Raw genomic sequence first — 25,381 nt, 5'->3', positions numbered from 1 at the left:
TTTAAAATTTACTAAATTCAATAGCGCAATCTTTCGCCATCACTACTCTTGCTTTAAATTTTGTTTTTATTAGCAGGCTGTGTTTTTTATTTGCAGGAACAAAAAATACTTCATCCTTTTGGAGTAAAATATCTTTTCCATCCATTTTTAAAACGGCACTACCTTCCGTAATAAGTAGTGTTGCTTCATTGGTGGTGTGATGTTCCGGCATTTCCATTCCTGCAATTCCTTTTACTTCTAATACTTTAAAGTTGTTTCCTGTTTTAAGCAATACAACTTCAGGTTTTGTTAATGTTTCCATGATTAAATAGTTTTTAAAATCGTTTCTTCTCCCCATTTTTTTATTTCTGTATCTGTCCAAATGCGTGGGAAAAATTTACGTTGTTGGAACTGTGGATGTAAATATTTTTTCCATTCTGATCCGCCTGTTGCGGCTTTATTCTCCCCTTTTTTATCTAAGAAAAAGCGAGCAGTTTCTAAATGAACAATAGGCCATTCAACATTATAAATGTGATCAAAACTTCGTAATTTCTCTATTAATTTTTCGGATGGATTTTCAAACTGCAACACTTTGTCTTCAATTGTTTTTCCTTTTAAATCTTGCGCTAAGGCGATAAAAGTTTTTAAATATTTTTCTTCAAATTGTCGAAGTGTGAGTGTCTTTTTTCCGGTTGTTCGGTTCAATCCAGCATCTTTCCAATAAATATTTTCAAAATATTCTTCGATACTCGATTGTGTAGACAAACGTTTTTTACCTGCTTCGTTCACCAAATTTTCTAAGCGTGTGCTGTATAATTCGATGTGTCTGAATTGTGCGCTCTGAAAGCCGCTTGCGGGAGCTAATGTTAAGCGAAAAGTATTGTAATCATCGTAATCCATTCCGTGTTTCATAATGTCGAACGATGTCATTAACATGGATGTATAACGATTGATGCGATCGAGTTTGGAAATCATTATTTCTTCAGAAGGATTGTTATCACCCGAAATTTGTTTCACCTCGTGCAACACTAATTTAAGAAGCAATTCCGTAACTTGATGATACATTATAAAAATTTCTTCGTCCTTAAAATTGGTTCTAGGTTTCTGTAAGGATAATAAAGTTTCGACACCTATATAATCCCAATAATTAATAGGCTTTGCGTGTAATAACCCTTTCAAATACGTATCTGGATTTTCACCCAAATTTTTGTATTTTTCTTCGATTGCTTCAATAATATTATTTGGTTCCATAATTTTTATTTTAAATAACGCAGAGCAGCATAATCAATAGATTAATTAAAACGCATGCCACAAAAGCACGAATAACCCATTTGGTGGGAGCTTGCGAAATAACCGAAACGTCCGCACCCATTGTTGCGAATATGCAAGTAGTTAGCCAGAAAGTAGATAAATGTGCAGCCAACAACATCGCGCAAGCGATAGAGCCAATGCAACTTTGAACAATGAGCGTAAATGAAATAATTCCGAAGTGATTGGTTTGGAGATCTTGCTCCGTAAAATCAAGGATTTTCATGGTAGTAATTTTTATTGGTTAATCAAAATTACTGCTGCTATGAAAATTATTTTATGACTGAAATCATAAATGAAAAATTATTTCTCGAGAAACAAAAAAACTCTTTCAAAAAAATATTTTTTCAAAAGCATTTATTACGAGATCAATTTCTTCTTTTGTGGTGTATTTTCCTAAGCTGAAACGAATGGAAGCGTAAGCATCTTCATCGCTCAAGTGCATTGCTTTTAAAACGTGCGAAGGTTCGGCAATAGCGGAGCTGCAGGCAGAACCGGTTGCTAACGCAATGGTTTTTATTTTCGAAATTAGTTCATCGGCTTTAAATCCGCTAAAACAAATATTGCTCACATTTGGCAAACGGTTATTGATATTGCAGTTTACAGAAAAATTTCCCATACCCAAAATATTTTCTTCTAAATAGTCGCGTAAAAAAATAATTTTTTCAGTATCCATTTTCATTTCGTTTTGTGCTATTTCACAAGCTTTCCCGAGTCCTACAATTGCTGGGACATTTAAAGTTCCTGAGCGTAATCCGCGTTCATGTCCACCGCCATCCATTTGAGGAATAAGCGAAACGCGGGGATTTTTTCTGCGCACAAACAAAGCGCCAATTCCTTTTGGTCCGTAAAATTTATGTGCCGATAAACACATCAAATCAATTCCATCGTTTTGTACATCCATCGGAATTTTTCCGACAGCTTGCGTGGCATCGCATAGCAATAAACTTCCTTTTTCGTGAACTATTTCTGCTATTTTATTTATCGGATGAATGACACCTGTTTCATTGTTTGCAAGCATTACTGCAACTAAAATAGTTTTGTCAGAAATATTTTTTTTCAATTCATCTAAATCAATCATTCCATTTTTATCCACCGATAAATACGTAATTCGTGCGCCTCGCTTTTCTACATTTTTACACGTGTCTAAAACGGCTTTGTGTTCCGTTGTAACGGTAATAATGTGATTTCCTTTTTTTTGATACGCTTCGAAAACGCCCTTGATAGCAAGGTTTATCGCTTCCGTAGCTCCCGAAGTAAAAATAATTTCTTGTGCGGAACAGTTAATAAGTTGAGAAATTTTTTTTCGAGCTGATTCAACCGCTTCGTTGGCAATCCAGCCGAAAGCATGTGAGTTACTGGCGGCATTGCCGAATTTTTCGGAAAAATAAGGTAACATTGTTTCCAACACGCGTTTATCAACGGGAGTAGTGGAATTATAATCGAGGTAAATAAAATCTTTCACGGTAATTTATTTCTACAAAATTGTCTATTTTTGGTGGGAATAAAAAATTATTTTTCGCACAGATGCACCACGAAAAACATTTCAAACAATCGAATTTAGTACGAGATATTGTCATCGGAATGTCGGATGGACTAACTGTTCCTTTCGCTTTGGCTGCAGGTTTGAGCGGTGCCGTTCATCAAAATTCAATAATCATTACAGCTGGAATTGCTGAAATTTGTGCAGGTTCCATTGCTATGGGATTGGGTGGTTATTTGGCAGGACAAACAGAAATTGAGCATTACGATTCCGAATTAAAACGAGAATACATCGAGATAAAAGAATTTTACGAAACCGAAAAAAAGGAAGTGCGTGAAATTTTTGCGGAGTACGGTTTGTCGGAACAATCGCAGCATATTATTGTGGATGAGTTGGCAAAAAACGAACACAAATGGGTTGATTTTATGATGCGTTACGAACTAGGTTTGGAAAGACCCGACAGAGAACGTGCGAAAAAAAGCGCCTTAAACATTGGCGTTGCCTATATTATTGGCGGCTCAATTCCCTTGCTGGGATATGTTTTTACCAAAACGCCTTCCGTCGGATTGTTGGTTTCATCAGGGATTACATTGATTTGTTTACTCACTTTTGGTTATATGAAAAGTAAACTCACTGAACAATCACCTTTAAAAGGCGCCTTGAAAACCACTGTAATTGGCATTGTTGCCGCTTCTGCCGCTTTTTTGATTGCACATTTATTTTCTATTTCCTAATTATTTCCTCTTGTTTAAAGGCGCTTACAAAAATTATTTTTTACTTCACATCACCATTTTTATTTGGGGATTTACTGGAATTCTCGGAAAATTAATTACGCTGCCTTCCTCTGCTTTAGTATGGTACAGGATGTTGATTGGTGTCGTGTTTATTTTTTTCTATTTAAAAACAGTACGCCTTTCAACTAAAATTTCCACAAAAAAATTATTTACCTATTTCGGAATTGGATTAATTATCGCCTTGCATTGGTTGTTTTTTTATGCTTCCATAAAAGCTGGAAACGTTTCCGTAGCAGTGGTTTGCTTATCGTGTTCTACTTTTTTCACTTCGCTGATTGAGCCGATTATTTACAAACGAAAAATTATTTTTTACGAGATGATTTTTGGGTTGCTTGTAATCGTTGGGATTTTTCTCATTTTTAATCTTCAAAAAGGATACTCAACTTGTATGTATTACGGAATTACATCTGCTTTTTTCGCATCATTCTTCCCCGTTTTAAACGGAAAATTAATGCAACAAAAACACGATCCTGTATTGATTTCTTTCTACGAAATGTTGGGCGGATTTTTAGGATTAAGTATTTACTTTTTAGCGACGCAGCATTTTACTGCTTCGTTTTTTCAAATTTCAATGAGAGACAGTATTTATTTATTGGTCTTAGGCAGTATTTGTACGGCTTTTACATTTATTATTAGCGTACAAGTAATGAAAGAAATTAGCCCGTTTACCGTAGTTTTGAGCGTGAATCTCGAACCTGTTTACAGCATTATTTTAGCGTATTTTATTTTTGGAGAAAGCGAGCACATGACGATTGGATTTTACCTCGGCGCACTTTTTATTTTATCAATTATCGTGGTAAATGCGATTTTAAAAAGAAAGAAAAGGCAGTCTGAAAAATTAATTTTTTGAAGCTTAAAAAACCGATAATTATTTTCATAAAAAAACCTCGCTAAAATCGAGGCTTTTTATAAATTTTAACCGTAAATTGCTTATTTCATTGCATTCACGTGTTTTGTGAGTTTTGATTTTAAATTAGCAGCTTTGTTTTTATGGATGATGTTTTTCTTTGCCAATTTATCAATCATACCTACTACTTTAGGTAAAGTTTCAGTTGCCGCTTTTTTGTCGGTTCCCGTTTTTAATGTTTTGATAACGGTACGCGCCGTTTTTACTTGATACCTATTTTTAGTGCGTTTTGCGTCGTTGGAACGAATTCTCTTGATACTGGATTTGTGATTTGCCATTATTTCTCTTTTTATATTATCCGCGCGAAGATACTACTTTTTTTGACTCAAATAGATTTTTCAAAAATATTTCCGAGTAGTTACAAATAGAAATGAGCCATGGCGCTTTACAATTCATTGGAAGTGCTTCGAAAAATATTTTTTCAAAGCTCCCATATTCATCAATAAGCGCGGACATTTTTACCTTCCATAAAATTAATAAAGGAACGATTTACCACTTTGTTTCCTCCGGGAGTTGGATAGTTTCCGGTAAAATACCAGTCGCCAGTATGTTCCGGACAAGCATTGTGCAAGCCTTCCACCGATTGATAAATAATTTCTACTTCGGCATTTATATTCTCTATTTTTAATAAACTGCCTATTTTTTTAGAAATCTGTGCTGCCGTAAATGGCTCATAAATTTCTTTCACCACATTCACAATTTTTTCTTTCGGAAGCTCGTCTTGTGCTTTCGCTTTTTCATATACTTCGTCTAATAAATTTTCCTTGAAATTATCTTTCAATAATTCAACAGCCGCCTGAAAAGCAATGAAATCAGATAGTTTAGCCATATCTATTCCATAACAATCTGGATAACGAATTTGCGGAGCAGACGAAACCACAATAATCTTTTTTGGTCCTAAACGATCTAAAATTCGCAAAATACTTTGCTTTAATGTTGTTCCGCGCACAATGGAATCGTCCAGCACTACTAAGTTATCAATGCCTCTCCGGATAACGCCATAAGTAGTATCGTAAACGTGCGCCACCATATCGTCGCGATTGTTATCATTGGTAATAAAGGTTCTCAGCTTCGCATCTTTCAACGTAATTTTTTCAACTCTCGGTCGCATCGCTAAAATTTCAGATAATTTCGGATCGGCAACTGCACTTCCCATTTTCAGAATTTCGTGTTTTTTTACGCCATCCAAATAATGTGTCATTCCCTCTACTAATCCCATAAACGCTATTTCTGCGGTATTTGGAATAAATGAAAAAACGGTATTTTCTAAATCGTAATCAATCGCTTTTAAAACAGGCGGACAAAGTAATTTGCCTAATTCTTTGCGCTCTTTGTAAATATCAGTATCGTTGCCACGAGAAAAATAAATGCGTTCAAACGAACAACTTTTTTTCTCAGGTGAAGGATTGATTTCTTTTTCTGAAACCTCTCCATTCTTCTTTATAATTAAGGCATGTCCGGGTTTTATTTCGTGAATTTTATCAATACCAATATTAAAAGCAGTTTGCAAAGCGGGACGTTCAGAAGCCACCACTGCAATTTCATCATCTACATAATAAAAAGCCGGACGAATACCAAGTGGATCGCGCATTACAAAAGCATCCCCGTGTCCTAACAACCCGGCGATAGTATAACCACCATCCCATCTTTTACTGGCATCTTTTAATATTTTTTGGATATTTAATTGTTCCGCGATTAACTTAGAAATATCAACATTATCGTATCCTTCTTTTTTGAATTCGTGAAATAATTTTTCATTTTCCACATCTAAAAAATGACCAATTTTCTCCATCACCGTAACGGTGTCTCTTTTTAATTTTGGATGTTGTCCAAGAGCTATCAACTCCTCAAAAAGGTCATCAACATTGGTCAAATTAAAATTTCCAGCTACCACCAAATTGCGTGTCATCCAATTGTTTTGACGTAAAAACGGATGACAATTTTCAATGCTATTTCCGCCATACGTTCCGTAACGGAGATGTCCCAAAAATAATTCTCCAGAGAAAGCTACATTGCGTTTTAACCAATCGGAATCGTTTAATTTTTCTGGTTTATTTTTCTGAATTTCCGCAAATTTGGAATTTATTTTTTCAAATATTTCTTGAATAGCTTTGGAAGAAGTAGAGCGATAACGGCTAATATAGCGGGTTCCGGGTTTTACATTCAATTTAATATTAGCAACGCCCGCGCCATCTTGTCCACGATTGTGCTGTTTCTCCATCAACAAATACAATTTATTGATGCCATATAAAGGAGTTCCGTATTTTTCCTGATAGTGGGAAAGTGGCTTTCGAAGCCTGATAAGTGCTATACCGCACTCGTGTTTTATAGAATCGCTCATTTGCTTGTGCAAAAAAGATTGCCTCACAAATTTACGATTATTATTTTCATTCTAAGAACCAATAAAACGCTCTTTCGACAAATCCAGCCATTCAAGGGCTGAACCGTGCAAAAGTTGGGCTTTTTTGGAATCGTCGTAAGGCATGGAATGAATTAAATTTCCTGGATTATTTTCGCCCAAAGGAAAGGGATAATCGCTGCCAAGCGCAATTCGATTGGAGCCCATTAAATCTACAATAAAATCGAGTGCTTTGGCATCGTGCACCAAACTATCCAACCAAAAATGTTTTAAATATTTTTTCGGATTTACGTTGTTATCAATGGCTACCAAATCGGGACGACAATTAAAACCGTGTTCAATGCGACCAATAGTGGAAGGAAACGAGCCGCCACCGTGTGCAAAAGCAACGCGCAATTTCGGTAAACGTTCAAACACGCCGCCAAATATCATAGAGCAAATGGCGAGCGAAGTTTCAGCGGGCATTCCAACCAGCCAAGGTAGCCAATAACGTTGCATTTTTTCTTGTCCCATCATTTCCCAAGGATGCACAAATATGGACATTCCCAATTCTTCGCAAGCTTGAAAAACAGGAAATAATTCGGGTGCATTTAAGTTCCATTCGCTTACGTGCGAGCCTATTTGAATGCCTGCCAATCCTATTTTTTTACAACGTTCCAATTCTATTATTGCTAAGTCGGGCGCTTGCAAGGGCAAGGTTCCTAAACCGATAAAGCGTTTTGGATAACGTTGTACAATTCTGGCAATGTGATCGTTTAAAAATTGAGCTAATTCCAAACAATCCGATGCTTTTGCCCAATAACTAAACATCACCGGAACGGTTGATAAAACCTGCACATTTACGTGATGATGATCGCATTCTTGCATTCGTTTTTCGGCGCTCCAACAATTGTCTTCTACTTCTCTAAAAAAATGATCGTCTCTCATCATCCTTGCGCAGCAAGGTTTGTGATGATCTAAATGGATAAAACCGCCGTAGCCGAATTTTTTTTTCCAATTCGGAATGTGTTCCGGCAAAATGTGCGTGTGAATATCAATACTTAACATACGTTCGAAAAATTATTTTTTGAAGCCCTAAAATTCTATTTTTATTTTATGACAGGAGGCGGTTCCATTACGTGGCAGCAGTTTTTACACGTGCGATGGTCTTTGCTGGCGTAAAATTCTTGGAAAGTTTCTTGAAATTGCGTCATGATATTTGTGAGCGAAAAATATTTTTCATATAATTTATGATTGCATTTTTCGCAGAACCAAAGCAGTCCATCTTTTTCAAAATCTTTGCGTTTGCGTTCCATTACTAAGCCAATGGTATTGGCACCGCGACAAGGGTTGTGAGGTGTTTTAGGAGGTAATAAAAAAATATCTCCTTCATGAATTGGAACATCAATGGCTTTTCCATCTTCCTGAATTTTCACTAAAATATCGCCTTCCAATTGATAAAAAAATTCTTCACTTTCATTCCAATGATAATCTTTTCGAGAATTCGGTCCGCCCACAACCATCACGATAAACTCGGTATCTTCATACACCACTTTATTACCTACAGGAGGTTTTAAAAGGTGACGATTTTCATCAATCCATTTTTTAAAATTGAAAGGTCTGCGAATGCTCATGGTTTTATTTTTAAGATTTTTTTTACTTCTCGAGATAAAATTACGTGAAAAATAATCGTCTTCAAAAAAATAATTTTTTGAGGCAGTAATTTATGTCATAAAAGAGGCTTCAAAAAAATAATTTTTCGAAGGTGAACAAATAGAATTACGTTTGTAGCTTAAAAAAAAATCATTAAAGGATATTAAAATAATTATTTATGCAAGAACAGAAAATATGGAGAATGCTTTTAAAACATTTGAGCGGAGGAGGCTCTGATGAGGAGAAAGAAATATTCTCCGAATGGTTAAATAAGGATGAAAAGAACTACGTGTTTTTTTATAAAGTAAAACAATTGTGGGATGATGAAAATAGTATAGAACAATCCATTAAGCAGAATACGTCACTAACATTTTTTGGGCGGTTCACTAAACAGAAAATTAAAGCCTTTATACTCACGCAGACACTTGGTAACCTTATTGGTTTTATTGTTGGAATGTGGGTAACAGCTATGTTTTCTCACCGTGTTTTAGAAAAAAGAGGGCTTGGAAATCTTTTTGGATTAATGGGACGAAAAAAAATTACTGTCAATGAAATTCCAGAATGGCTACAAAGCGGAATAGCGATATTGGTTGGATTTATTACACTTGAATTAATAAACCATTTTTTTCAAACTAAAAAATACTTGATAATATGGGGGTATATCAGAAGATTATTAGCAAAAATGAGTAACGTAAAATTATTTGAACACAATTAAGGGGCAAATAGCGTTAAACTGTCCCACAATAAATAAAAAACATCTATAAATATTTGATTAACAAACTAATTATATTATAAAGTAGTGGCTCCGGCGGGAATCGAACCCACATCAAAAGTTTAGGAAACTTCTATTCTATCCATTGAACTACGATGCCAATAATATTTTTGATTCGAAAAAATTATTTTACGATGCTTCCGTTTTCGATCGTCGGTTTTGTAGGTGCGATAAAACTCAATTCTCCTTTGCTGTTCTCTGCCATTAAAATCATGCCCTGACTTTCAATTCCTTTTATTTTTCTCGGATCTAGATTCACTAAAATACTTACTTGTTGACCGATAATTTTTTCAGGTTCATAAAACGCGGCTATTCCTGACACAACAGTTCTTTTGTCAATGCCTGTATCAATTAAAAGTTTTAATAACTTATCTGTTTTCGGAACGCGTTCGGCTTCCAAAATAGTTCCGGTACGAATATCCATTTTACTAAAATCATCGTAATTAATATTCGATTTTGCTGGTGTTATTTCAGCAACTTTAAGTGATTGGTTCATCTTTTTTGTATCGGCTAATTTTTGAATTTGCACTTCAATCACGCTCTCGTCCATTTTCTCATACAACAAAGAAGCTTCGTTGATTTTATGTCCAGCCAAAAGTAAATCGGTTCGCGAAGCATCGTTCCATTTTAAATCTTGATTTAGATTCAACATGTTCGCCAATTTTTTGGAAGAAAAAGGTAAAAAAGGTTCCATCAAAACAGATAAATTTGCGGCTATTTGCAAAGATAAATTCATCACCGTACGTACTCTTTTTTCATCTGTTTTCATCAGATTCCAGGGTTCGTTATCGGCTAAATATTTATTTCCTAAACGTGCTAAATTCATCACTTCTGCCAATGCTTCACGAAAATGATAATGCTCAATACTTACCGAAATTTTTTCAGGAAATTTGGTAATTTCTTGTTTTAATAAAATATCATTCTTCGTGTATTCATCCACCACGGGAACTTTGCCTTCGTAATATTTATGCGTTAAAACCAATGTCCGATTCACAAAATTTCCGAGAATGGCAACCAACTCATTATTGTTTTTCGCCAAAAAATCTTTCCACGTAAAATCGTTGTCTTTTGTTTCAGGAGCATTCGCGCAAAGCGTGTAACGAAGCACATCTTGCTTGTCTTTAAAATCAATTAAATATTCGTGCAACCAAACTGCCCAATTGCGCGAAGTGGAAATTTTATCGCCTTCCAAATTTAAAAATTCGTTTGCCGGAACATTTTCTGCAAGTATATATTCTCCATGCGCCATCAACATTGCAGGAAAAATAATGCAATGAAAAACAATATTATCTTTTCCGATAAAATGAACCAATTTGGTTTCTTTGTCTTTCCAATATTTCTCCCATTTTTTATCTCCGAGTAATTCTTTCGTAGCCGAAATATATCCGATTGGTGCGTCAAACCAAACGTACAGCACTTTTCCTTCAGCACCTTCAATCGGAACTTTTACACCCCAATCTAAATCGCGCGTCATTGCGCGCGGTTGCAAACCTTGCGTAAGCCAACTTTTACATTGACCGTAAACATTGGCTTTCCAGTCTTTGTGCGATTCAATGTATTTTTCAATTTCAGGTTGCATTTTATCCAATGGCAAAAACCAATTTTTTGTTTTTCTCAAAACAGGTTTTTCACCGGATAAAGTAGAACGCGGATTTATCAATTCCATCGGACTTAAAGCTGTTCCACATTTTTCGCATTGATCGCCATAAGCATTTTCATTGGTGCATTTCGGACACGTTCCTACAATGTATCTATCCGCCAAAAATTGATTTGCAGCAACATCAAAATATTGTTCGGTAATTTCCTCTGTAAAAATATTTTTTTCGTACAGATTTTTAAAAAAATCACTTGCTGTTTCGTGATGAATTTTAGAAGAAGTGCGCGAATAAATATCAAAGGAAATTCCAAATTCCTTAAACGCATCGCCCATTATTTTATGGTATTTATCTACCACTTGTTGCGGAGTAATTCCTTCCTTTTTTGCTTTAATAGTAATAGGGACGCCATGTTCATCCGAGCCACAAATAAATTTTACGTCTTCACCATTTGAGCGTAAATAACGTGCGTAAATATCTGCTGGCAAATAACAACCCGCCAAATGCCCGATGTGAACAGGTCCGTTTGCGTAAGGCAAAGCGGCAGTAACCAAATGTCTTTTAAAAGTCAAAATTAATATTCAGTTATATGAATTAAATCAATTGATTTTGATAAATTTTCTCGCCAATTTTTTACTAAATTGCGCCCAAAGATACTAATTTGTTACTGATACAAAACGCATGACAAATCCTTCCTATCTGCAAAAAGGCGATACAATTGGCATTGTTGCTCCTGCTCGAAAAATAAGTGAAAGCGAATTAAAATTAGCCATAACTACTTTTGAATTGTGGGGCTTAAAAGTGAAACTCGGAAAAAATATTTTTAGAATCTGTAACCAGTTTTCTGGAACAGATGAAGAGCGTGCGAATGATTTTCAAGAAATGCTAAACGATGTTTCAGTAAAAGCGATTATTTGTGCGCGAGGCGGTTACGGAACATTACGCATTATTGATTCTCTTGATTTTAAATCGTTTCAAAAAAATCCGAAATGGATAATTGGATACAGCGATGTAACTGTTTTGCATTCGCACATTCATACAAATTTTAATTGTCAAACTTTACATGCTACGATGCCGATTAATTTTTCGCAAGATGCAGAATCGCTCGAAACGCTTCGTAAATCATTATTTGGAGAAAAAAATTCTTATACTTTTGAATCACATCCTTTGAACAGAATGGGAAATGCAGAAGGAATTTTAACAGGCGGAAACCTTTCTTTATTATATGCTTTAACAGGAAGTGTGTCAGATATCAATACGGAAAATAAAATTTTATTTATTGAAGATTTGGATGAATATCTCTATCATATTGACAGAATGATGTTGAATTTAAAACGTTCCGGAAAACTAAAAAACCTTGCAGCACTTATTGTCGGTGGTATGTCGGGCATGAAAGACAATTTGATTCCTTTCGGAAAAACTGCCGAAGAAATTATTTTTGACACAGTAAAAGAATACGATTATCCCATTTGTTTTGGATTTCCTGCCGGACATATTACCAAAAATTTTACTCTTCCTTTAGGTACAAAAGTGCGGCTAAATGTTTTGAAAAAAATAGATTTATTTTTTTAAACAAAAATTTTTTTTATTCAAAAAAGGTTATATCTTTGTTACCAGTATATTTTTATGTGTTCTTAGAATAAGATTTATTAATCTTTAATTTCTCTCTTTATGAAAAAAATAATTACTAATCACATCGTTTTGTTTTTCGCAATTATTGTAGGATGTTTTTCCACTACAAACATAAACGCTCAAAACAATGTGGGTATCGGTACAAGTGCACCGGCACCTACTTCTATTTTAGAATTAAAATCTTCTTCACAAGGGATGCTTGTTCCCAGAATGACAGCAGTTCAACGTTTGGCTATTGTAACACCAGCAAATGCCTTGTTGGTATATGATACTGATTCTGCTTGTTTCTTTTATTGGAATGCAGTTATTCCTAAATGGGTTTCTCTTTGCAATGCCACTTCAGGTTCTGTCGGACCGACAGGTCCTGCGGGTGCACCAGGCGCAACTGGCGCAACTGGTGCAACAGGTATTGGAACTGCTGGCGCAACAGGACCTACTGGTGCGACGGGTGCTACTGGACCTGCTGGACCAACAGGTGCGACTGGAACAGCTGGTACGAATGGTACAAACGGAACTAATGGTGCGACGGGTGCGACAGGAACAGCTGGTACCAATGGAACAAACGGGACTAATGGAACAAATGGAACAAATGGTGCTAATGGAACAAATGGAACAAATGGTGCTACTGGACCAACAGGTCCGACGGGAGCAATTGCAACTATTTTGTCGGCTACACAAACTGGGGATAATTTAATGACGACCACCGCCTGGACAACCGTTCCAAATTTAGCTACGATTAATTTTACTCCCACAAAAGGAACAACTTATGTAACCATCACTGCTTCTGGCTTGGCATATACTGGTAGTATGAGTCAGGTTTCTTTTCGGATTTTAATTAATGGTGTGTCCGTGGGAGGTACTTCTGATAATGCAGGAGTGTATGATTCATTTGGAGGAGCTTCTATCACAGAGTGGTGTGTCTCCTTCAGTAAAACAGTTGCTGTAAACACAGGAGTGAACAACACGATGACCTTACAGTATGAAACAGTTGCCATAACAGGAACACCTGGAGTAGCTATTTATAACGTGTCTTTTCCAGACCAAGAGCATTGCACAATTACGGTGTTTAACCAATAAAAATAAAAATGATGAAAGCTATTTGTATAACATTTTTCGTTCTCGCTTTTTCAGTTAGTGCTTTTGCGCAACAGAATCAAGAAAAGCCAAGTATTGCTCCTAACTCTAAAAGCACAACAGTAGCAACTGATAAGCAAACTCTAGCTCCTAAGCAAGAATTGAAAACTGCCGACAAGGAGGCTACCAACAATCCTCCTAAGCACAATGTTATACCCAAAATTGCTGCAACAGGAAGAGGAGACGATAAATAATAATTATAACTGTCATAGAAAAAGCCGTAATTAAATTTTAATTGCGGCTTTTTTATGCGCCAGACTTTTCTCTTCAAAAAATAAAATCAGCTATAATAACAATTCGTATTTTTGCCTTTCAAAAAAATAATTTTTCGAAGATGGATAAAACGAAAAGACCAATTATTATATGGTTGTTTAGTGGCTGTTTGCTAATTTATTTAATGGTCGTTATCGGCGGCATTACGCGTTTAACACACTCCGGATTATCTATCGCAGATTGGTCGTTTATGGGAACAACGCCGCCTGTGACGGAAGCTCAATGGCAAGATCATTTCAATATCTACAAACAAACTCCCGAATTCAAATTAATTAACAATCAATTTACGTTGAATGATTTTAAAAGTATTTTTTGGTGGGAATATGCGCATCGTAGTTTGGGGCGTATTATCGGAATTGTTTTTATCATACCATTTTTTTATTTCCTTTTGAAAAAAAAATTTTCGAAGCCCTTACTTTACAAATTATTAATTATTGTAGTGATGGGCGCTTTGCAAGGATTATTGGGCTGGTACATGGTGAGCAGCGGCTTAATAAAAAATCCACACGTAAGTCATTATCGGCTGGCAGCGCATTTATTAAGTGCGTTTACGGTTTTTGGATTTACGTTTTGGGTGGCACTCGACGAAATTTTTCCGAATCATTTTAATCGAGATAAAAAATTAATCAGCTTACGAAATTTAGCATTCGTTTTATTCGGAGTATTGGTGATACAAATTATGTACGGCGCATTTGTAGCGGGTTTGCGAGCCGGTTATTTTGATCCTACGTTTCCGAAAATGGGCAATCAATGGATTGATAATGGCGTAACGGCATTGAGTCCGTGGTATAAAAATTTTACGGAAGGTATTCCGGGTGTACAATTTATACATCGCTACAACGCTTATTTGGTGGTTATTTTGGTGATTTCTGTTTGGCTGAAATCCAGAAAATTAGTGTTGACGACTTTGCAAAAAAAAGCAGCAAATACGTTGCTTATTATTGTTTGTTGTCAATTTTTATTGGGCGTATTAACGCTGATTTATTCTGTTCCTGTGGTGATTGCGGTTTTGCATCAAACGGGCGCTTTCTTTTTATTTGCAGCCACTTTATTTTTTATCCATCAATTGCGCGTTTCAAAAAATAATTTTTCGGAGCAAAAAACGGCTTCAAAAAAATAATTTTTCAGAAGGAGACTTTGCGTTAGGGATTGCAGTGAAAAGCCCGCAATGAAGTGAAGAGCAATGAGGACTTGTAACGAAAAGCCCGACCGCTTGCGGAAACGTCCAACAAAAAATAATTTTTCCGATTCAATTATTAGGAGCGCCTTCGGTAAGTACCCAGGTTTTAAATTTTGCTAAATCTTGTGGCGTAAGCGAAGTCGGTCCAGATGAATAGGAAGGTGGCATCCCTCCATTTGTTTGAAAAACGCGAACTTTCAAACTCCCGTTTTGTACTTTTGCATACAAACCAGCATAGGTTGTAAAATCGCCATTCGAGCCTTGATTAGAGGGAGTTACGTGGCAAGTTTGCGTTCCTTGTCCGTAGCAATACGTTACTATAAGTGGATGAATATCGTTTTTATAACTCACCAATGTATTGGTTTGGTTTATTGGCTGCGGCAGGTCTGCTTTGTGATTGGTACAAGCGTGCATCAAAAATACGGCAATCGCAATCAGAACAGTTGTAAAAAATCGTTTCATGAAATTATTTTTTTGAAATTGAAATTCTTTTCTTTTTCAGAGATAATATACGAAAAATTAAGTTGCTTGGTTTTATAAAAAGAGGCAGGTTTCCCCGCCTCTTTTCGTTCAGAAAACGTCTGAAATTAATTAAAACTAACCTTTAAAATTAATTTTTGATAATGCGTTGCGTTACTTCTTTTGAACCTTCTTGAATGCTGATCATATAAATTCCGCTATTCAATTTAGATATATCTAAAGAATAATTATTTTGCCCTTTTAAAACAATTACTGTTTCAGAAAAAACTTGTTGTCCGAGTAAATTATACACTTTTACGAAACCATTGCTATACGCTTGGTTTGCATTTAATGCGATGTTAAACAAGCCGTTACTTGGATTTGGATATACGTTAAATGATTCGGGCATAATTAAATTTTCAGCAATTCCCAAACCACCACTGGAGCATTGTGAACCAAAAATAAGTTGTCCTCTCATTTCTCCATTCGGATCAGCAGCTGTATGGGCGTTCAAATAAACATCCCCGCTGAAAAAATAATTGGCGATGGTTGTCGTGAAAGGGGTAGTAGCTGTGCTGTCTGTCCAAAAACCAACGGCAGTACTGTTAGCATTCGCAGCAGGCATAAAAGTAGGAATTGTATAAAGTACGCCTCCTGCATTTCCTGCCGTACCTTGATGAAAATGTGCGGCTGATAAAGCTCCGCTCAAATTATTCACCGCAACCATGTAGTGAGCACTTGTCCCCGCTACGTCAATAGAAACACTTCCTATTCCGTAAGCATTGGTTGTAACAGAAGGAGTTTCTTGTGCGCCATCTCCAGTAATGGTAAATCCTTGTCGGGCGTATTCGTATACCTGCCCTCTAATTTCTCCATTTGGATTAGCTACGGTATGAATGTTTACATAAGTTAATCCTTCTAACATAGCTTGTACAATAGCATTGGTAATGTTTGCTGAGCCTGCTACATATCCTGAGAAACGTTGTCCGGAAGTATCCGTTGAAAAGTTTTCCAATACGCCGCCTGCAACACCCACTGCTCCTGAATGTAAATGCAATCCTGTTATTTTTCCGCTTAATCCTGTTGCAACACCATTTATCCATAAAGTATCCATCGCAGTATTTAATTGCAAATTGGCAATGGCTACGGCACTTGTTGTAACTGAAGGAACTTCGTTTGAACCTTGCATAATGGCATCAAAAGAAAGAGTTGTATTCGTCAAAACTTGTCCTCTGATTTCTCCACCAGGGTTAGCAGCTGTGTGAATATTAAAATAAACATGTCCAATCGCCAAACTATCTAAGAAAGCAGGAGTTGTTTTAACGTTTCCACTTACAATGTTTCCGAATACATCGGATGAAAAATTAATAGCAACACCACCTGCAACACCCACTTTTCCGTAATGAAGATGCGCTCCTGTGATGCTTCCGCTTAATCCGTTTGCAATCAAGTTAAGCGTTAATACAGTTTGATCTTGACTTAAATGAATGGATCCAAAAGCATACGCTGATGTAGTTACTGAAGGTGTTTCTTGTGCGCCATTTGCGTTAATGGTGTAATTGTAATCCGATTCTAAATTTAATTGTCCTCTGATTTCCCCATTTGGATTAGCAGCTGTGTGTACGTTTACATAATAATTACCCGCCAAATAATTTGCCACCATTGCCGATGTTAAATTTGCTCCTGTTAAAAAAGCATGAAGCTGATTTCCCGTTACAGAAGGAGTCAGGTTAGTGATAACACCACCTGCAACACCTGGAGTTCCTACATGAACGTGAACTCCTGTAATAGCACCACTTAGTCCGTTAAACGCCATACTCACACACATGGTATCTTGTGTTGGATTCAGCATAAAACTGGCAACTCCTGATGCCGACGTTGCAACAGATGGGGTTTCTTGTGCTCCTGTAAGATTCGCGGTAACCAGCAATCTGCTGCTTAAGCCTTGCGCTCCTACATTCAATGACAATAGCGCACTTGCAACTACGATCATTATTTTTGTAATTTTTCTCATTTTTTTGTAGATTTTAGGTTAAAAATTAAAAACTTATATCACCACATACGAGAAAAAAAACGGATTGGATTTTTAGAAGCGATTATTTAGTTAAAAAAATAATTTTTCGGAGCAAAAAATAGCTTAAAAAAACTCCTTCAAAAAAATAATTTTTCAGAAGGAGATTTTGCGTTAGGGATTGCAGTGAAAAGCCCGCAATGAAGTGAAGCGCAATGAGGACTTGTAACGAAAAGCCCGACCGCTTGCGGAAACGCCCAACAAAAAATAATTTTTCAGAATTGGTTTTGAACGTTTATTTTTTTATTTCCTGACACAGTTCGATTAATACGCCGTTGGTAGATTTTGGATGCAGGAAGCAAATGAGTTTATTGTCAGCACCTTTTTTAGGTTCGGCGGAAAGCAGCGTAAAGCCTTCGCTTTCGAGGCGTTTCATTTCCATATAAATATCTTCCACTTCAAAGGCGATGTGATGAATGCCTTCGCCCTTTTTGGCGATAAATTGAGCAATGGCACTTTCTTCTGTTAAAGCTTGAAGTAATTCTATTTTACTGTTTCCTGTTTGAAAAAAAGCGGTGAGCACATTTTCGCTCGCTACGTTTTCTCTTTTATAAGCTTTTTTACCGAATAATTTAGCAAATAAATCGGATGATTTTTCGATGTCCTTTACAGCAATTCCAATGTGTTCTATTTTTTTCATTTACTTGGTATAAAAAAAATAACCCGAAAATTCGGGCTATCAAAAATTATTTTTTCAAAAGGTTATTCTTATTTTTTAATAAAATTACCCATTTTATCATCGTAATTGAGGTAATAAACGCCCTTCACCATATTTGATGCATCTATTTGTTTCCCGAAACCTTTTTTCACAATGTTTCCATATTGATCATAAATTTCATACATCGTGGCATCACTAAAATCAATTGTTTTAGAAACTTTCGCCGGAGCAAATGTTACTTCTGGAACGGTTGATTGATATTCGATTGGTTGTGATACGCGTGGTTGTCCAGTATAATCTACTTGTTTCACTCGGAATTTGTTTTTCCCAGAATGTGGTGTAATTTTAAATGAATATTGATTGTCTCCACTTGTTCCAATTCCATCGACTTCGCCAACGGGTACCCATTTATTCCAACGAAATTGTTCCACAGTATAAGATAATTTACCCGTTTCTCCTTTTGTATTCCATTTTAACAATCCATTTTTATCAATAGCAATAGAAGTTACTTCAAACGTACTTTTTGGTTTTAATACTTCGGAGTTTAATACCTTCGGCATGCAATCATCTTTGTGTGTAATTTTCACCACCACTTTATCGCCTAATTTTAATTGAAGATTTTTAAAATCAATTTCAAATGCGCTGGAAGCAATCTCATCCGTAGTTACTTGATCATTCACCGTTACTTGCGTTACACAAAAACCCACTCCGCTGCTGGCAAAGGGATTTTGTACATACAAATTTTTTCCTTGATAATTGCCTTCTAAAACAATCACTCCGGCGTACGAGCAAAAAGGTACCACAAGCATTAAAAGCAGCAGTGATAAAAAACCTTTTCTCATATTTATCGTGTTAATGTTCAATTTTGTGTTTTGTATTTTTCGGATGCAATATTATAACCTTATTTTAGAAAATCAAAGCAAAAAATGAATATTTTTATTTTTTAACTGAAAAATAATTTGTTTAGTCCTGTTTTATAGCCCTTTAGTCTGTTTTTGGTTTTGATTTTTTTATACTCATTTGTTCATTTGTCAAAGAAATCGTAATCTTGCGAGATGAAAATCGCTTTTTTAGCGCATCAACCATTGCCTAACAGACTGATTGAAAAACTGAAAATGAAACGTATGAAAAAAATCGGCTTCTTTGCGCTATCTATAGCGACATTATTAACCGCTTGTAACAATGGCGCGGGGACAAAAAATACCAACTCTAAACTAACGGCTAAAGGCGACCGTATTTATGGAGGAACGCTGAAGTTAGGAGAAACCGAAGGGCTTCAAACGCTTTATCCATATAATATTACAGATGAAGTTTCTGCCTTTATTGCAGACCAGATTTACGAAGGATTGATAAAATTTAATACGAAGGATCTTACTATTGTTCCTGCCATCGCAGAAAAATGGGAGCTTGATCCAACAGGAACGGTTTATACTTTTCATTTAAAAAAAGGAATTCATTTTCAAGATGATTCGTGCTTTGCAGGCGGAAAAGGTCGGGAACTAAAGGCTTCCGATGTATTGTATTCTTTTGAAAAATTGTGTACTGCAGGACCGGATAATTACAATTTTGGTTCTACTTTTAAAAATAATGTAGCTGGTGCCGACAAATATTTTGAAGATAGCAAAACAGGAAAACCTTCCTATGATTTAGAAGGCGTAAAAATAATAGATGATTACACCGTTCAAATAAAATTACTCAAACCAAATTCGTCCTTTTTATATACACTTACAAATCCGGGTGCATTTATCATCGCCAAAGAAGCACTTGAAAAATACGGTACTAAAATAAAAAATGGAACAGGAGCTTTTGTTTACACAGAGCCTTCAAAAGACAATCAACTTATTTTAAAACGTAATCCTAATTTTCATGGAACGGATACGCTCGGAAATATCTTGCCTTTCTTAGATTCTGTTGAAATACTTACCTTCCCCACAAAACGAGCAGAATTACAAGCCTTCGAAGCTGGGAAAACAGACCTTATTTTAGGCTTGCCTTCCGAATCTATCAAAGAAATTGTGGAAAGTCAAATTTCAGATTTTCAAAAACAACCTCCAAAATATGTATTGGATCGAATTCCGGAAATGGTTACGCAATACTATGAGTTTAACATAACACGCGCACCTTTCAATGACAAAAGAGTACGTCAAGCATTTTCGTATGCGATTAATCGCGATAAAATTATTGATGAAGTTTTAAAAGGAGAAGCTTACGGACCTGGCGTAAATGGAATATGCCCTCCTACATTCAAAGGATATGACATTACAAAAATAAAAGGCTATACACACGATGCTGATAAAGCAAAAAAATTGTTGGCAGAAGCTGGTTATCCAGATGGGAAAAATTTTCCAGCTGTAAAGATTGAACTCAACAGCGGAGGGGCAAAAAATACCAATGTGGCCATTGAAATTCAAAAAGAATTACAGGAAGTATTAAATGTAAATGTGGATTTTGAAGTTGTTTCATTTGAACAATCTATACAAGATGCAAAATATGCAAAAGGCGATATTATTCGTTCTGCTTGGGTTGCCGATTTTCCGGATCCTGAAACATTTTTATCTACACTATATGGAGGAACTGTGCCAGATGGCATAGATAAACCTTCGTATCCAAATACAGCTCGGTATAAAAATGCAGATTTCGACAAATGGTTTGAAGCTGGTAAAGAAGCAAAAACAACTCAAGAAAGTTATGACGATTTTCAAAAAGCAGAACAAATTATGATAGACGATGCACCTGTTATGGTGTTGTGGTACGATGAAAATTACCGTTTAGAACAATGGCGGGTTCGTAACTTGTACGCCAATCCGATGTTGTACAGAGATTTCTCAGAAGTGTATATAAAACCAACAGCAACTTCTGCATCAGTAGTGGATAGCACAAAAAGCAAATAAAAAATAGACTTTAAAAAATAATTTTTCAAACATTTTAAATTCGTTATGAAGAAAGCAACAAAAGCAATTTTTTTCATCAGTATTTCAATGCTCGTATTACATGCTTGTACCACCACCAAAAAAATAGTTAAAGAAAATACAAATTCGGCGGATGCACCTACAGCCGATGATTTACAGCGCGGTCAAATACAGTATAGCGATTTAACTTCGGATGATTTGCAACAGGGATACCATACCTATACCGCAAAATGTGGAGAATGCCATAAGTTGAAAATCCCCAATAAATTTACCGTAGATCAATGGAATGATATTTTCCCGAAAATGGCAAAGAAAGCCAAATTAAGCGATCAGGAATATAAAGAAACACAGCGTTATGTGATGATAATGCAGTCGAAAAAATAATTTTTTGAAGAGAAAAAATAAGACCAAAAAAGGTGTTTGAAAAATTATTTTTTCAAACACCTTTTTTAGGAAAAAAACATTTTCACGGCAATTACCAACATCAGGACACCAAATATTTTTTTAATTTTTTTTTCGTCCATTGCAATCGCCATTTTTGATCCGAAAAAAGCACCGATTACAAAAGCACAAGCAATGATAATGGCGTATTTCACATTCAAATTTCCGGAACTATAATAATTATAGACAGCAAGTATTCCGATGGGTGGAAGCATGAGGGCGATACTGGTACCTTGTGCTTCGTGTTGAGAAAATCCGAGAAAAAAAACAAGCGATGGCACAATAATAATTCCACCGCCAATGCCAATCAATCCACTTAAAGCCCCAGCTGTAAGCCCGATAGCGATGAGGATCATCCACGTTTTTGTACTTGTATGTTTTGTTTTTGCGTGTGTCATTAAAAATCTAGACTAAAAGATAAATATGTAATTTCTGGCTGAATCACGCCATCCACATCACCCCAAGCCCAATCTACGCGCACAAAATAACCCCATATACGGCTACGTAAACCAAATCCGTAACCACCAACAATTGGATTTTGTTGTGTTTGCAATGTAATGGTAATAGGGTTGCCAGGAATAATGGTTGTGTTAAGTGAATTGGTGGCGGAATACGGCGAAGGGCCTGTCCAAGCAGTTCCAATATCCGTAAAGCCGATGATTTGGAAATTATTGATGAAATCCGAACGCAAAGGGCGATTGGCAAAGTATTTAAAAATCGGGAAACGCAATTCACTGTTATAAAGCAGGAAAGAATTTCCGTTTCGAATATTCTGGTTGAAGCCACGCAAAGGAGTTGCCAAGGTTTGGTAGGCATAATTTTGGTCGGTTGCAATATTAATATTTGTATTAAAACTGGGCGAAAACCAATTGTCCACACCGCCCATATAATAAATTAATTTTTCTTGTCCGAAAGAAGTGCTGCCCGAAAAACGATTTGCCCAAATAAAATCACGGTGAATTTTTTGATAATAACGCGCGTCAAAACCTACCACAAACATATTGGTATTGGCTTGATTGATTTGACGGTAAAATTCTCCGAAAACTTTTCCGCGAAAGCCATTGTATAAATTTAATCCTTTGTTAATGGTATTATCAAAAATATATTCCAATTTCAGATTACCCCATGTTTGGTAGGCATTTGGTTGCTGCAAACTTGGATCGTCTACTGCCAATGTTACCAATTGATCTTCTCGGAAGCCCGCCGTTCCTTTAATACAAGCTACTTCGCTAAATGGATATTTCAACACATAATGCGCATCATTGGTGTAAATTTTCTCCAATCCGTTATTACCATTGATTCCCAGAAAAGCTTGTCGGTGAAAAACAAGTTGTTTATCCCAACGATTCACGCGAGTTTCATAACTCAGCAAATATTCATTGCTATTAAAATCGCCGGAAAGGCGCATGGCTGCAGTGATGCGATAATCTTCAAATAAATCACTCAGCGAAACACTAAAAAAGCCAGAAAATCCCGGATTCAAATAAATCGGACTTCCGCCGCCTGTAAAGGTTTGGTAGGTGCTGTTTAAAAAATTATTTCCAATTTGTGTTACGATGTAATCGGGCGAATAGGTGATGCGATAATTATTGGTCAACGAAAGTTTAAAAGGATTCACAGAATCCTTTTTCTGAACTTTAATTTTATTTTGAACGGTTTGAGAAGTATCCTTTTTCTGTTGAAGTTGTTGCAATTTAGACTTCTCCGCTTGTTGTTGAGGAGTGTCATCAAAAGAATAATCATCAATATTAATTTTAGGATGAGTAGCGGTATCCTGCTGTGGGTGCGACAAATCAATGGTGGTAACTTGTATTTTTGTAGGGGAGGGGGTAGTTGTTTTTTCAGGATGAACCTTATTGCCAATTGGTCTTTTGTCGTCAAAAAGTTGTTGTTTGCGATAATCGGTATTTCTCAAATCCATTGGCGTGAGTGATGTAAATGGTTTTAAATCGCCCACTTCCAATAAATATTTTCCTTTGTCAAAAATAATTTCCGTATATTTATTAGCAGTTAAATTCACTTCTTGTTCTTCAATATTTCTTGAATAATTCGTAATTGGAAATGATTTTACTACGTAACGATAATGAGCGGAAGTATCAATATAACTAATCACACTGTCTATTCCGGCAACATAACGATTCCGAATTCCATTCGCAGTACTCAAAAAACAAATGTGCGAACTGTCATAATCCGCAGGATATGTTTCGTCAATATCAGGCGTATTGGTAATGCGTTTTAATACGTTGGAATGCGAAGCGTAATTGTAAATAAACACGTCGTCGTTTTTCTGCATTCCGTGATAATCATTCGGCTTCAACGTTTTTAGGGTGTCGTTGCTACGATCGGAAGTGAAAATAATTCCTTTGGAATGATGAATAAATCTCGGATGTAAATCGTCGTACACATCGTTCGTAATTTGTTCGTATCCATTGGAAGCAACGGTGAAAACAAAAATATCAGATTGCCCGTGTTGCACTGCCGACATCGCAAATTTAGTTCCGTCATCCGAATAAGAGAAATCTAAAATCTTATCAAAGTTTACAATTCTTCGCGAAGCCATTTTTCTGGTTTCAATCGTGTAGGTGGACAAAATTAATTTTCCTTCTTTTTCCGTAATGATAGAAAAAAGTTTTCCGGTTGGATGCCACGCCAATAAAGGATAAGAAACGTCAATAACACGATTTAATTTATAGCCAGCTTTCCAAATTCTCTTCGCTTTTTTGGTTTGCATATTGTACAACCAAATTTTTTGCTGACCGAGTTCATTCGTTGTATAAACTGCGTATTGCCCATCCGGACTAATTTTTAAATTATAATAAATGCGAGCTACTTTTGGTTTTTTTAATAAAGGCAAATTGGTTGGATTTTTTTGAATGCTATCCAATTTCAAATATTGATTGTGATAAGAGTAGAGCCATTCGTGCGCTAAATCTTTCGTAGAAATTCCCAATACAAATAAAAAAGAATTTTCCACGCTACGACTTACTTTCGTCATGTATAAAATATTTGAAATCACAGCTTCTCCATAAGTATCTGCAATGTATTTCCAAATGGAATGCCCTGCGTAAAGCGCATCTAAGCCAGTAAGACGATTAAATTTATTGTACCTGCCGGATAAAATTCCATCTTTTACACGATTGTCTATATCTACGTTCCAACCCGTAGAAGCGTATGAAATCAAGCCTTCCGTAAACCAATCGGGCAAAGCAAGCAGCGTCGAATTTTTCAACATGTTTTTCAAATTGCCGCCGAACATCATCTGATTGAGAAGCACTTGCGCCATGCCTGCACGTATTTGTTGATCTAAATGTAAATAATCACCATCAAAATAAAGTGGGATTTTAGAACCCACAAAATGCGTTACACCGCCCGTATTGTATGCCTCTTCCGAAGATAATCCTAAATTACTTTGCTGGTATTCTGATTGTTTGTTGTACACTAAAAATTCAACCTTGTTGTCCAATTGATAATCAAACAAAGCTTGCAATTGTATTAAGTTTTTTTTCGCAGATTGAGAGACATAAGAAGCGATTTCCTTTCCGCCTTGATAAAAATAAACATCGTATTTATCGTACGAATAATACGTCCATAAAAAAGGTTCGTATTGCACGCGGTTTTGTCCGAAATCTTGCTGAGAACCTGTGTAAAATTGCGCTTTTGCAGGAGATGAAAAAAATAAAATACACAACAAAAAAATGCTTGAAAATTGGAGCGCAAATTGCGATGCAGAAAAAGGCGTATCAAAAAAATATTTTTTCACCAAAAAAAATTAAGCGACTAAGTTACTAAGGATTT

General features: G+C 36.0%; 24 protein-coding genes and 1 tRNA gene. 9 read left to right on the top strand and 16 right to left on the bottom strand.

Annotated features, from left to right (window positions below; genetic code table 11):
• Position 1 precedes the first annotated feature (1 nt).
• The 4 genes from ABIZ51_10250 to ABIZ51_10235 form a co-directional block, all read right to left on the bottom strand.
• The gene (locus ABIZ51_10250; GenBank protein MEO7089160.1) at positions 2–301 is read right to left on the bottom strand and encodes a cupin domain-containing protein; all 300 of its coding nucleotides are present in this window, start codon (positions 299–301) and stop codon (positions 2–4) included.
• A 2-nt stretch (positions 302–303) separates the two neighbouring features.
• Positions 304–1,230 carry a tryptophan 2,3-dioxygenase family protein gene (locus ABIZ51_10245; protein ID MEO7089159.1) on the bottom strand — a complete coding sequence of 309 codons (927 nt, stop codon included), beginning with the start codon at positions 1,228–1,230 and terminating at the stop codon, positions 304–306.
• A 10-nt stretch (positions 1,231–1,240) separates the two neighbouring features.
• Positions 1,241–1,513 carry a hypothetical protein gene (locus tag ABIZ51_10240; protein ID MEO7089158.1) on the bottom strand — a complete coding sequence of 91 codons (273 nt, stop codon included), beginning with the start codon at positions 1,511–1,513 and terminating at the stop codon, positions 1,241–1,243.
• A 105-nt stretch (positions 1,514–1,618) separates the two neighbouring features.
• Positions 1,619–2,752: a cysteine desulfurase family protein gene (locus ABIZ51_10235; GenBank protein ID MEO7089157.1), complete on the bottom strand. Its 1,134-nt coding sequence runs from the start codon at positions 2,750–2,752 to the stop codon at positions 1,619–1,621.
• 62 nt (positions 2,753–2,814) lie between these two features.
• On the opposite strand from ABIZ51_10235, the gene ABIZ51_10230 reads away from it, so the two are divergent.
• Together ABIZ51_10230 and ABIZ51_10225 are read left to right on the top strand one after the other, a co-directional pair.
• Positions 2,815–3,504, top strand: a complete 690-nt coding sequence (locus tag ABIZ51_10230; GenBank protein MEO7089156.1) for a VIT1/CCC1 transporter family protein — start codon at positions 2,815–2,817, stop codon at positions 3,502–3,504.
• A 10-nt stretch (positions 3,505–3,514) separates the two neighbouring features.
• The gene (locus tag ABIZ51_10225) at positions 3,515–4,414 is read left to right on the top strand and encodes an EamA family transporter (protein MEO7089155.1); all 900 of its coding nucleotides are present in this window, start codon (positions 3,515–3,517) and stop codon (positions 4,412–4,414) included.
• An 80-nt stretch (positions 4,415–4,494) separates the two neighbouring features.
• On the opposite strand, the gene rpsT is transcribed toward ABIZ51_10225, so the two are convergent.
• From rpsT to ABIZ51_10205, 4 genes are all read right to left on the bottom strand, one after another.
• The gene (gene rpsT / locus ABIZ51_10220) at positions 4,495–4,749 is read right to left on the bottom strand and encodes a 30S ribosomal protein S20 (GenBank protein MEO7089154.1); all 255 of its coding nucleotides are present in this window, start codon (positions 4,747–4,749) and stop codon (positions 4,495–4,497) included.
• Between the two features lie 161 nt (positions 4,750–4,910).
• Complete coding sequence (locus ABIZ51_10215) at positions 4,911–6,812, bottom strand: amidophosphoribosyltransferase (GenBank protein MEO7089153.1); 1,902 nt, start codon at positions 6,810–6,812, stop codon at positions 4,911–4,913.
• Between the two features lie 51 nt (positions 6,813–6,863).
• A complete protein-coding gene (locus tag ABIZ51_10210; GenBank protein MEO7089152.1) occupies positions 6,864–7,877 on the bottom strand; it encodes an amidohydrolase family protein in 1,014 nt (337 codons plus the stop codon).
• A gap of 41 nt (positions 7,878–7,918) precedes the next feature.
• Positions 7,919–8,443: a 3-hydroxyanthranilate 3,4-dioxygenase gene (locus tag ABIZ51_10205; GenBank protein ID MEO7089151.1), complete on the bottom strand. Its 525-nt coding sequence runs from the start codon at positions 8,441–8,443 to the stop codon at positions 7,919–7,921.
• Between the two features lie 197 nt (positions 8,444–8,640).
• On the opposite strand from ABIZ51_10205, the gene ABIZ51_10200 reads away from it, so the two are divergent.
• Positions 8,641–9,177 carry a hypothetical protein gene (locus tag ABIZ51_10200; protein MEO7089150.1) on the top strand — a complete coding sequence of 179 codons (537 nt, stop codon included), beginning with the start codon at positions 8,641–8,643 and terminating at the stop codon, positions 9,175–9,177.
• A gap of 85 nt (positions 9,178–9,262) precedes the next feature.
• Here the strand turns inward: ABIZ51_10200 and ABIZ51_10195 are convergent.
• Positions 9,263–9,334, bottom strand: a tRNA-Arg gene (locus ABIZ51_10195).
• 24 nt (positions 9,335–9,358) lie between these two features.
• A complete protein-coding gene (gene metG / locus ABIZ51_10190) occupies positions 9,359–11,404 on the bottom strand; it encodes a methionine--tRNA ligase (protein MEO7089149.1) in 2,046 nt (681 codons plus the stop codon).
• Between the two features lie 106 nt (positions 11,405–11,510).
• Between metG and ABIZ51_10185 the strand changes: the two genes are divergently transcribed.
• The 4 genes from ABIZ51_10185 to ABIZ51_10170 all read left to right on the top strand — a co-directional run bounded on the left by ABIZ51_10185 (position 11,511) and on the right by ABIZ51_10170 (position 14,988).
• Positions 11,511–12,401, top strand: a complete 891-nt coding sequence (locus tag ABIZ51_10185) for an LD-carboxypeptidase (protein ID MEO7089148.1) — start codon at positions 11,511–11,513, stop codon at positions 12,399–12,401.
• Positions 12,402–12,500: 99 nt separating this feature from the next.
• Positions 12,501–13,538 carry a hypothetical protein gene (locus ABIZ51_10180; protein ID MEO7089147.1) on the top strand — a complete coding sequence of 346 codons (1,038 nt, stop codon included), beginning with the start codon at positions 12,501–12,503 and terminating at the stop codon, positions 13,536–13,538.
• A gap of 8 nt (positions 13,539–13,546) precedes the next feature.
• Positions 13,547–13,789, top strand: coding sequence for a hypothetical protein (locus ABIZ51_10175; GenBank protein MEO7089146.1), 243 nt, complete (start codon positions 13,547–13,549; stop codon positions 13,787–13,789).
• A gap of 140 nt (positions 13,790–13,929) precedes the next feature.
• Complete coding sequence (locus ABIZ51_10170) at positions 13,930–14,988, top strand: COX15/CtaA family protein (protein MEO7089145.1); 1,059 nt, start codon at positions 13,930–13,932, stop codon at positions 14,986–14,988.
• Between the two features lie 129 nt (positions 14,989–15,117).
• Here the strand turns inward: ABIZ51_10170 and ABIZ51_10165 are convergent, their stop codons facing one another.
• The 4 genes from ABIZ51_10165 to ABIZ51_10150 all read right to left on the bottom strand — a co-directional run bounded on the left by ABIZ51_10165 (position 15,118) and on the right by ABIZ51_10150 (position 19,078).
• Complete coding sequence (locus ABIZ51_10165) at positions 15,118–15,510, bottom strand: hypothetical protein (protein ID MEO7089144.1); 393 nt, start codon at positions 15,508–15,510, stop codon at positions 15,118–15,120.
• A gap of 148 nt (positions 15,511–15,658) precedes the next feature.
• Positions 15,659–17,521 carry a CHRD domain-containing protein gene (locus ABIZ51_10160; GenBank protein ID MEO7089143.1) on the bottom strand — a complete coding sequence of 621 codons (1,863 nt, stop codon included), beginning with the start codon at positions 17,519–17,521 and terminating at the stop codon, positions 15,659–15,661.
• A gap of 292 nt (positions 17,522–17,813) precedes the next feature.
• On the bottom strand, positions 17,814–18,218 hold the full coding sequence (mce, locus tag ABIZ51_10155) for a methylmalonyl-CoA epimerase (GenBank protein ID MEO7089142.1): 405 nt from the start codon (positions 18,216–18,218) through the stop codon (positions 17,814–17,816).
• Positions 18,219–18,286: 68 nt separating this feature from the next.
• Positions 18,287–19,078, bottom strand: a complete 792-nt coding sequence (locus tag ABIZ51_10150) for a hypothetical protein (GenBank protein ID MEO7089141.1) — start codon at positions 19,076–19,078, stop codon at positions 18,287–18,289.
• Positions 19,079–19,291: 213 nt separating this feature from the next.
• Between ABIZ51_10150 and ABIZ51_10145 the strand changes: the two genes are divergently transcribed.
• Together ABIZ51_10145 and ABIZ51_10140 are read left to right on the top strand one after the other, a co-directional pair.
• Complete coding sequence (locus ABIZ51_10145) at positions 19,292–21,127, top strand: ABC transporter substrate-binding protein (GenBank protein MEO7089140.1); 1,836 nt, start codon at positions 19,292–19,294, stop codon at positions 21,125–21,127.
• 45 nt (positions 21,128–21,172) lie between these two features.
• The gene (locus tag ABIZ51_10140) at positions 21,173–21,529 is read left to right on the top strand and encodes a cytochrome c (GenBank protein MEO7089139.1); all 357 of its coding nucleotides are present in this window, start codon (positions 21,173–21,175) and stop codon (positions 21,527–21,529) included.
• A 65-nt stretch (positions 21,530–21,594) separates the two neighbouring features.
• Here ABIZ51_10140 and ABIZ51_10135 read toward each other — a convergent pair whose 3' ends face one another.
• Both ABIZ51_10135 and ABIZ51_10130 read right to left on the bottom strand, forming a co-directional pair.
• Complete coding sequence (locus ABIZ51_10135) at positions 21,595–21,984, bottom strand: sulfite exporter TauE/SafE family protein (GenBank protein ID MEO7089138.1); 390 nt, start codon at positions 21,982–21,984, stop codon at positions 21,595–21,597.
• Positions 21,984–25,346, bottom strand: a complete 3,363-nt coding sequence (locus ABIZ51_10130; protein ID MEO7089137.1) for a hypothetical protein — start codon at positions 25,344–25,346, stop codon at positions 21,984–21,986. The genes ABIZ51_10135 and ABIZ51_10130 overlap by 1 nt, the downstream gene beginning before the upstream one ends.
• Positions 25,347–25,381: the final 35 nt, after the last annotated feature.

The organism is Bacteroidia bacterium, from assembly GCA_039924845.1.
Lineage (GTDB): Bacteria > Bacteroidota > Bacteroidia > DATLTG01 > DATLTG01 > DATLTG01.
Note: the sequence above shows the minus strand (reverse complement) of the source record. Positions and strands in the feature narration are given on the sequence as shown.

Excerpts from the sequence above, each read along its gene's own strand:
- ABIZ51_10165 (MEO7089144.1), bottom strand. The coding sequence starts at position 15,510 with ATGAAACGATTTTTTACAACTGTTCTGATTGCGATTGCCGTATTTTTG.
- ABIZ51_10240 (MEO7089158.1), bottom strand. The coding sequence starts at position 1,513 with ATGAAAATCCTTGATTTTACGGAGCAAGATCTCCAAACCAATCACTTC.
- ABIZ51_10205 (MEO7089151.1), bottom strand. The coding sequence starts at position 8,443 with ATGAGCATTCGCAGACCTTTCAATTTTAAAAAATGGATTGATGAAAAT.
- ABIZ51_10150 (MEO7089141.1), bottom strand. The coding sequence starts at position 19,078 with ATGAGAAAAGGTTTTTTATCACTGCTGCTTTTAATGCTTGTGGTACCT.
- ABIZ51_10180 (MEO7089147.1), top strand. The coding sequence starts at position 12,501 with ATGAAAAAAATAATTACTAATCACATCGTTTTGTTTTTCGCAATTATT.
- rpsT (MEO7089154.1), bottom strand. The coding sequence starts at position 4,749 with ATGGCAAATCACAAATCCAGTATCAAGAGAATTCGTTCCAACGACGCA.
- ABIZ51_10185 (MEO7089148.1), top strand. The coding sequence starts at position 11,511 with ATGACAAATCCTTCCTATCTGCAAAAAGGCGATACAATTGGCATTGTT.
- ABIZ51_10250 (MEO7089160.1), bottom strand. The coding sequence starts at position 301 with ATGGAAACATTAACAAAACCTGAAGTTGTATTGCTTAAAACAGGAAAC.
- ABIZ51_10140 (MEO7089139.1), top strand. The coding sequence starts at position 21,173 with ATGAAGAAAGCAACAAAAGCAATTTTTTTCATCAGTATTTCAATGCTC.
- mce (MEO7089142.1), bottom strand. The coding sequence starts at position 18,218 with ATGAAAAAAATAGAACACATTGGAATTGCTGTAAAGGACATCGAAAAA.
- ABIZ51_10245 (MEO7089159.1), bottom strand. The coding sequence starts at position 1,230 with ATGGAACCAAATAATATTATTGAAGCAATCGAAGAAAAATACAAAAAT.
- ABIZ51_10145 (MEO7089140.1), top strand. The coding sequence starts at position 19,292 with ATGAAAATCGCTTTTTTAGCGCATCAACCATTGCCTAACAGACTGATT.
- ABIZ51_10230 (MEO7089156.1), top strand. The coding sequence starts at position 2,815 with ATGCACCACGAAAAACATTTCAAACAATCGAATTTAGTACGAGATATT.
- ABIZ51_10160 (MEO7089143.1), bottom strand. The coding sequence starts at position 17,521 with ATGAGAAAAATTACAAAAATAATGATCGTAGTTGCAAGTGCGCTATTG.
- ABIZ51_10170 (MEO7089145.1), top strand. The coding sequence starts at position 13,930 with ATGGATAAAACGAAAAGACCAATTATTATATGGTTGTTTAGTGGCTGT.
- ABIZ51_10135 (MEO7089138.1), bottom strand. The coding sequence starts at position 21,984 with ATGACACACGCAAAAACAAAACATACAAGTACAAAAACGTGGATGATC.
- ABIZ51_10210 (MEO7089152.1), bottom strand. The coding sequence starts at position 7,877 with ATGTTAAGTATTGATATTCACACGCACATTTTGCCGGAACACATTCCG.
- ABIZ51_10200 (MEO7089150.1), top strand. The coding sequence starts at position 8,641 with ATGCAAGAACAGAAAATATGGAGAATGCTTTTAAAACATTTGAGCGGA.
- ABIZ51_10175 (MEO7089146.1), top strand. The coding sequence starts at position 13,547 with ATGATGAAAGCTATTTGTATAACATTTTTCGTTCTCGCTTTTTCAGTT.
- ABIZ51_10215 (MEO7089153.1), bottom strand. The coding sequence starts at position 6,812 with ATGAGCGATTCTATAAAACACGAGTGCGGTATAGCACTTATCAGGCTT.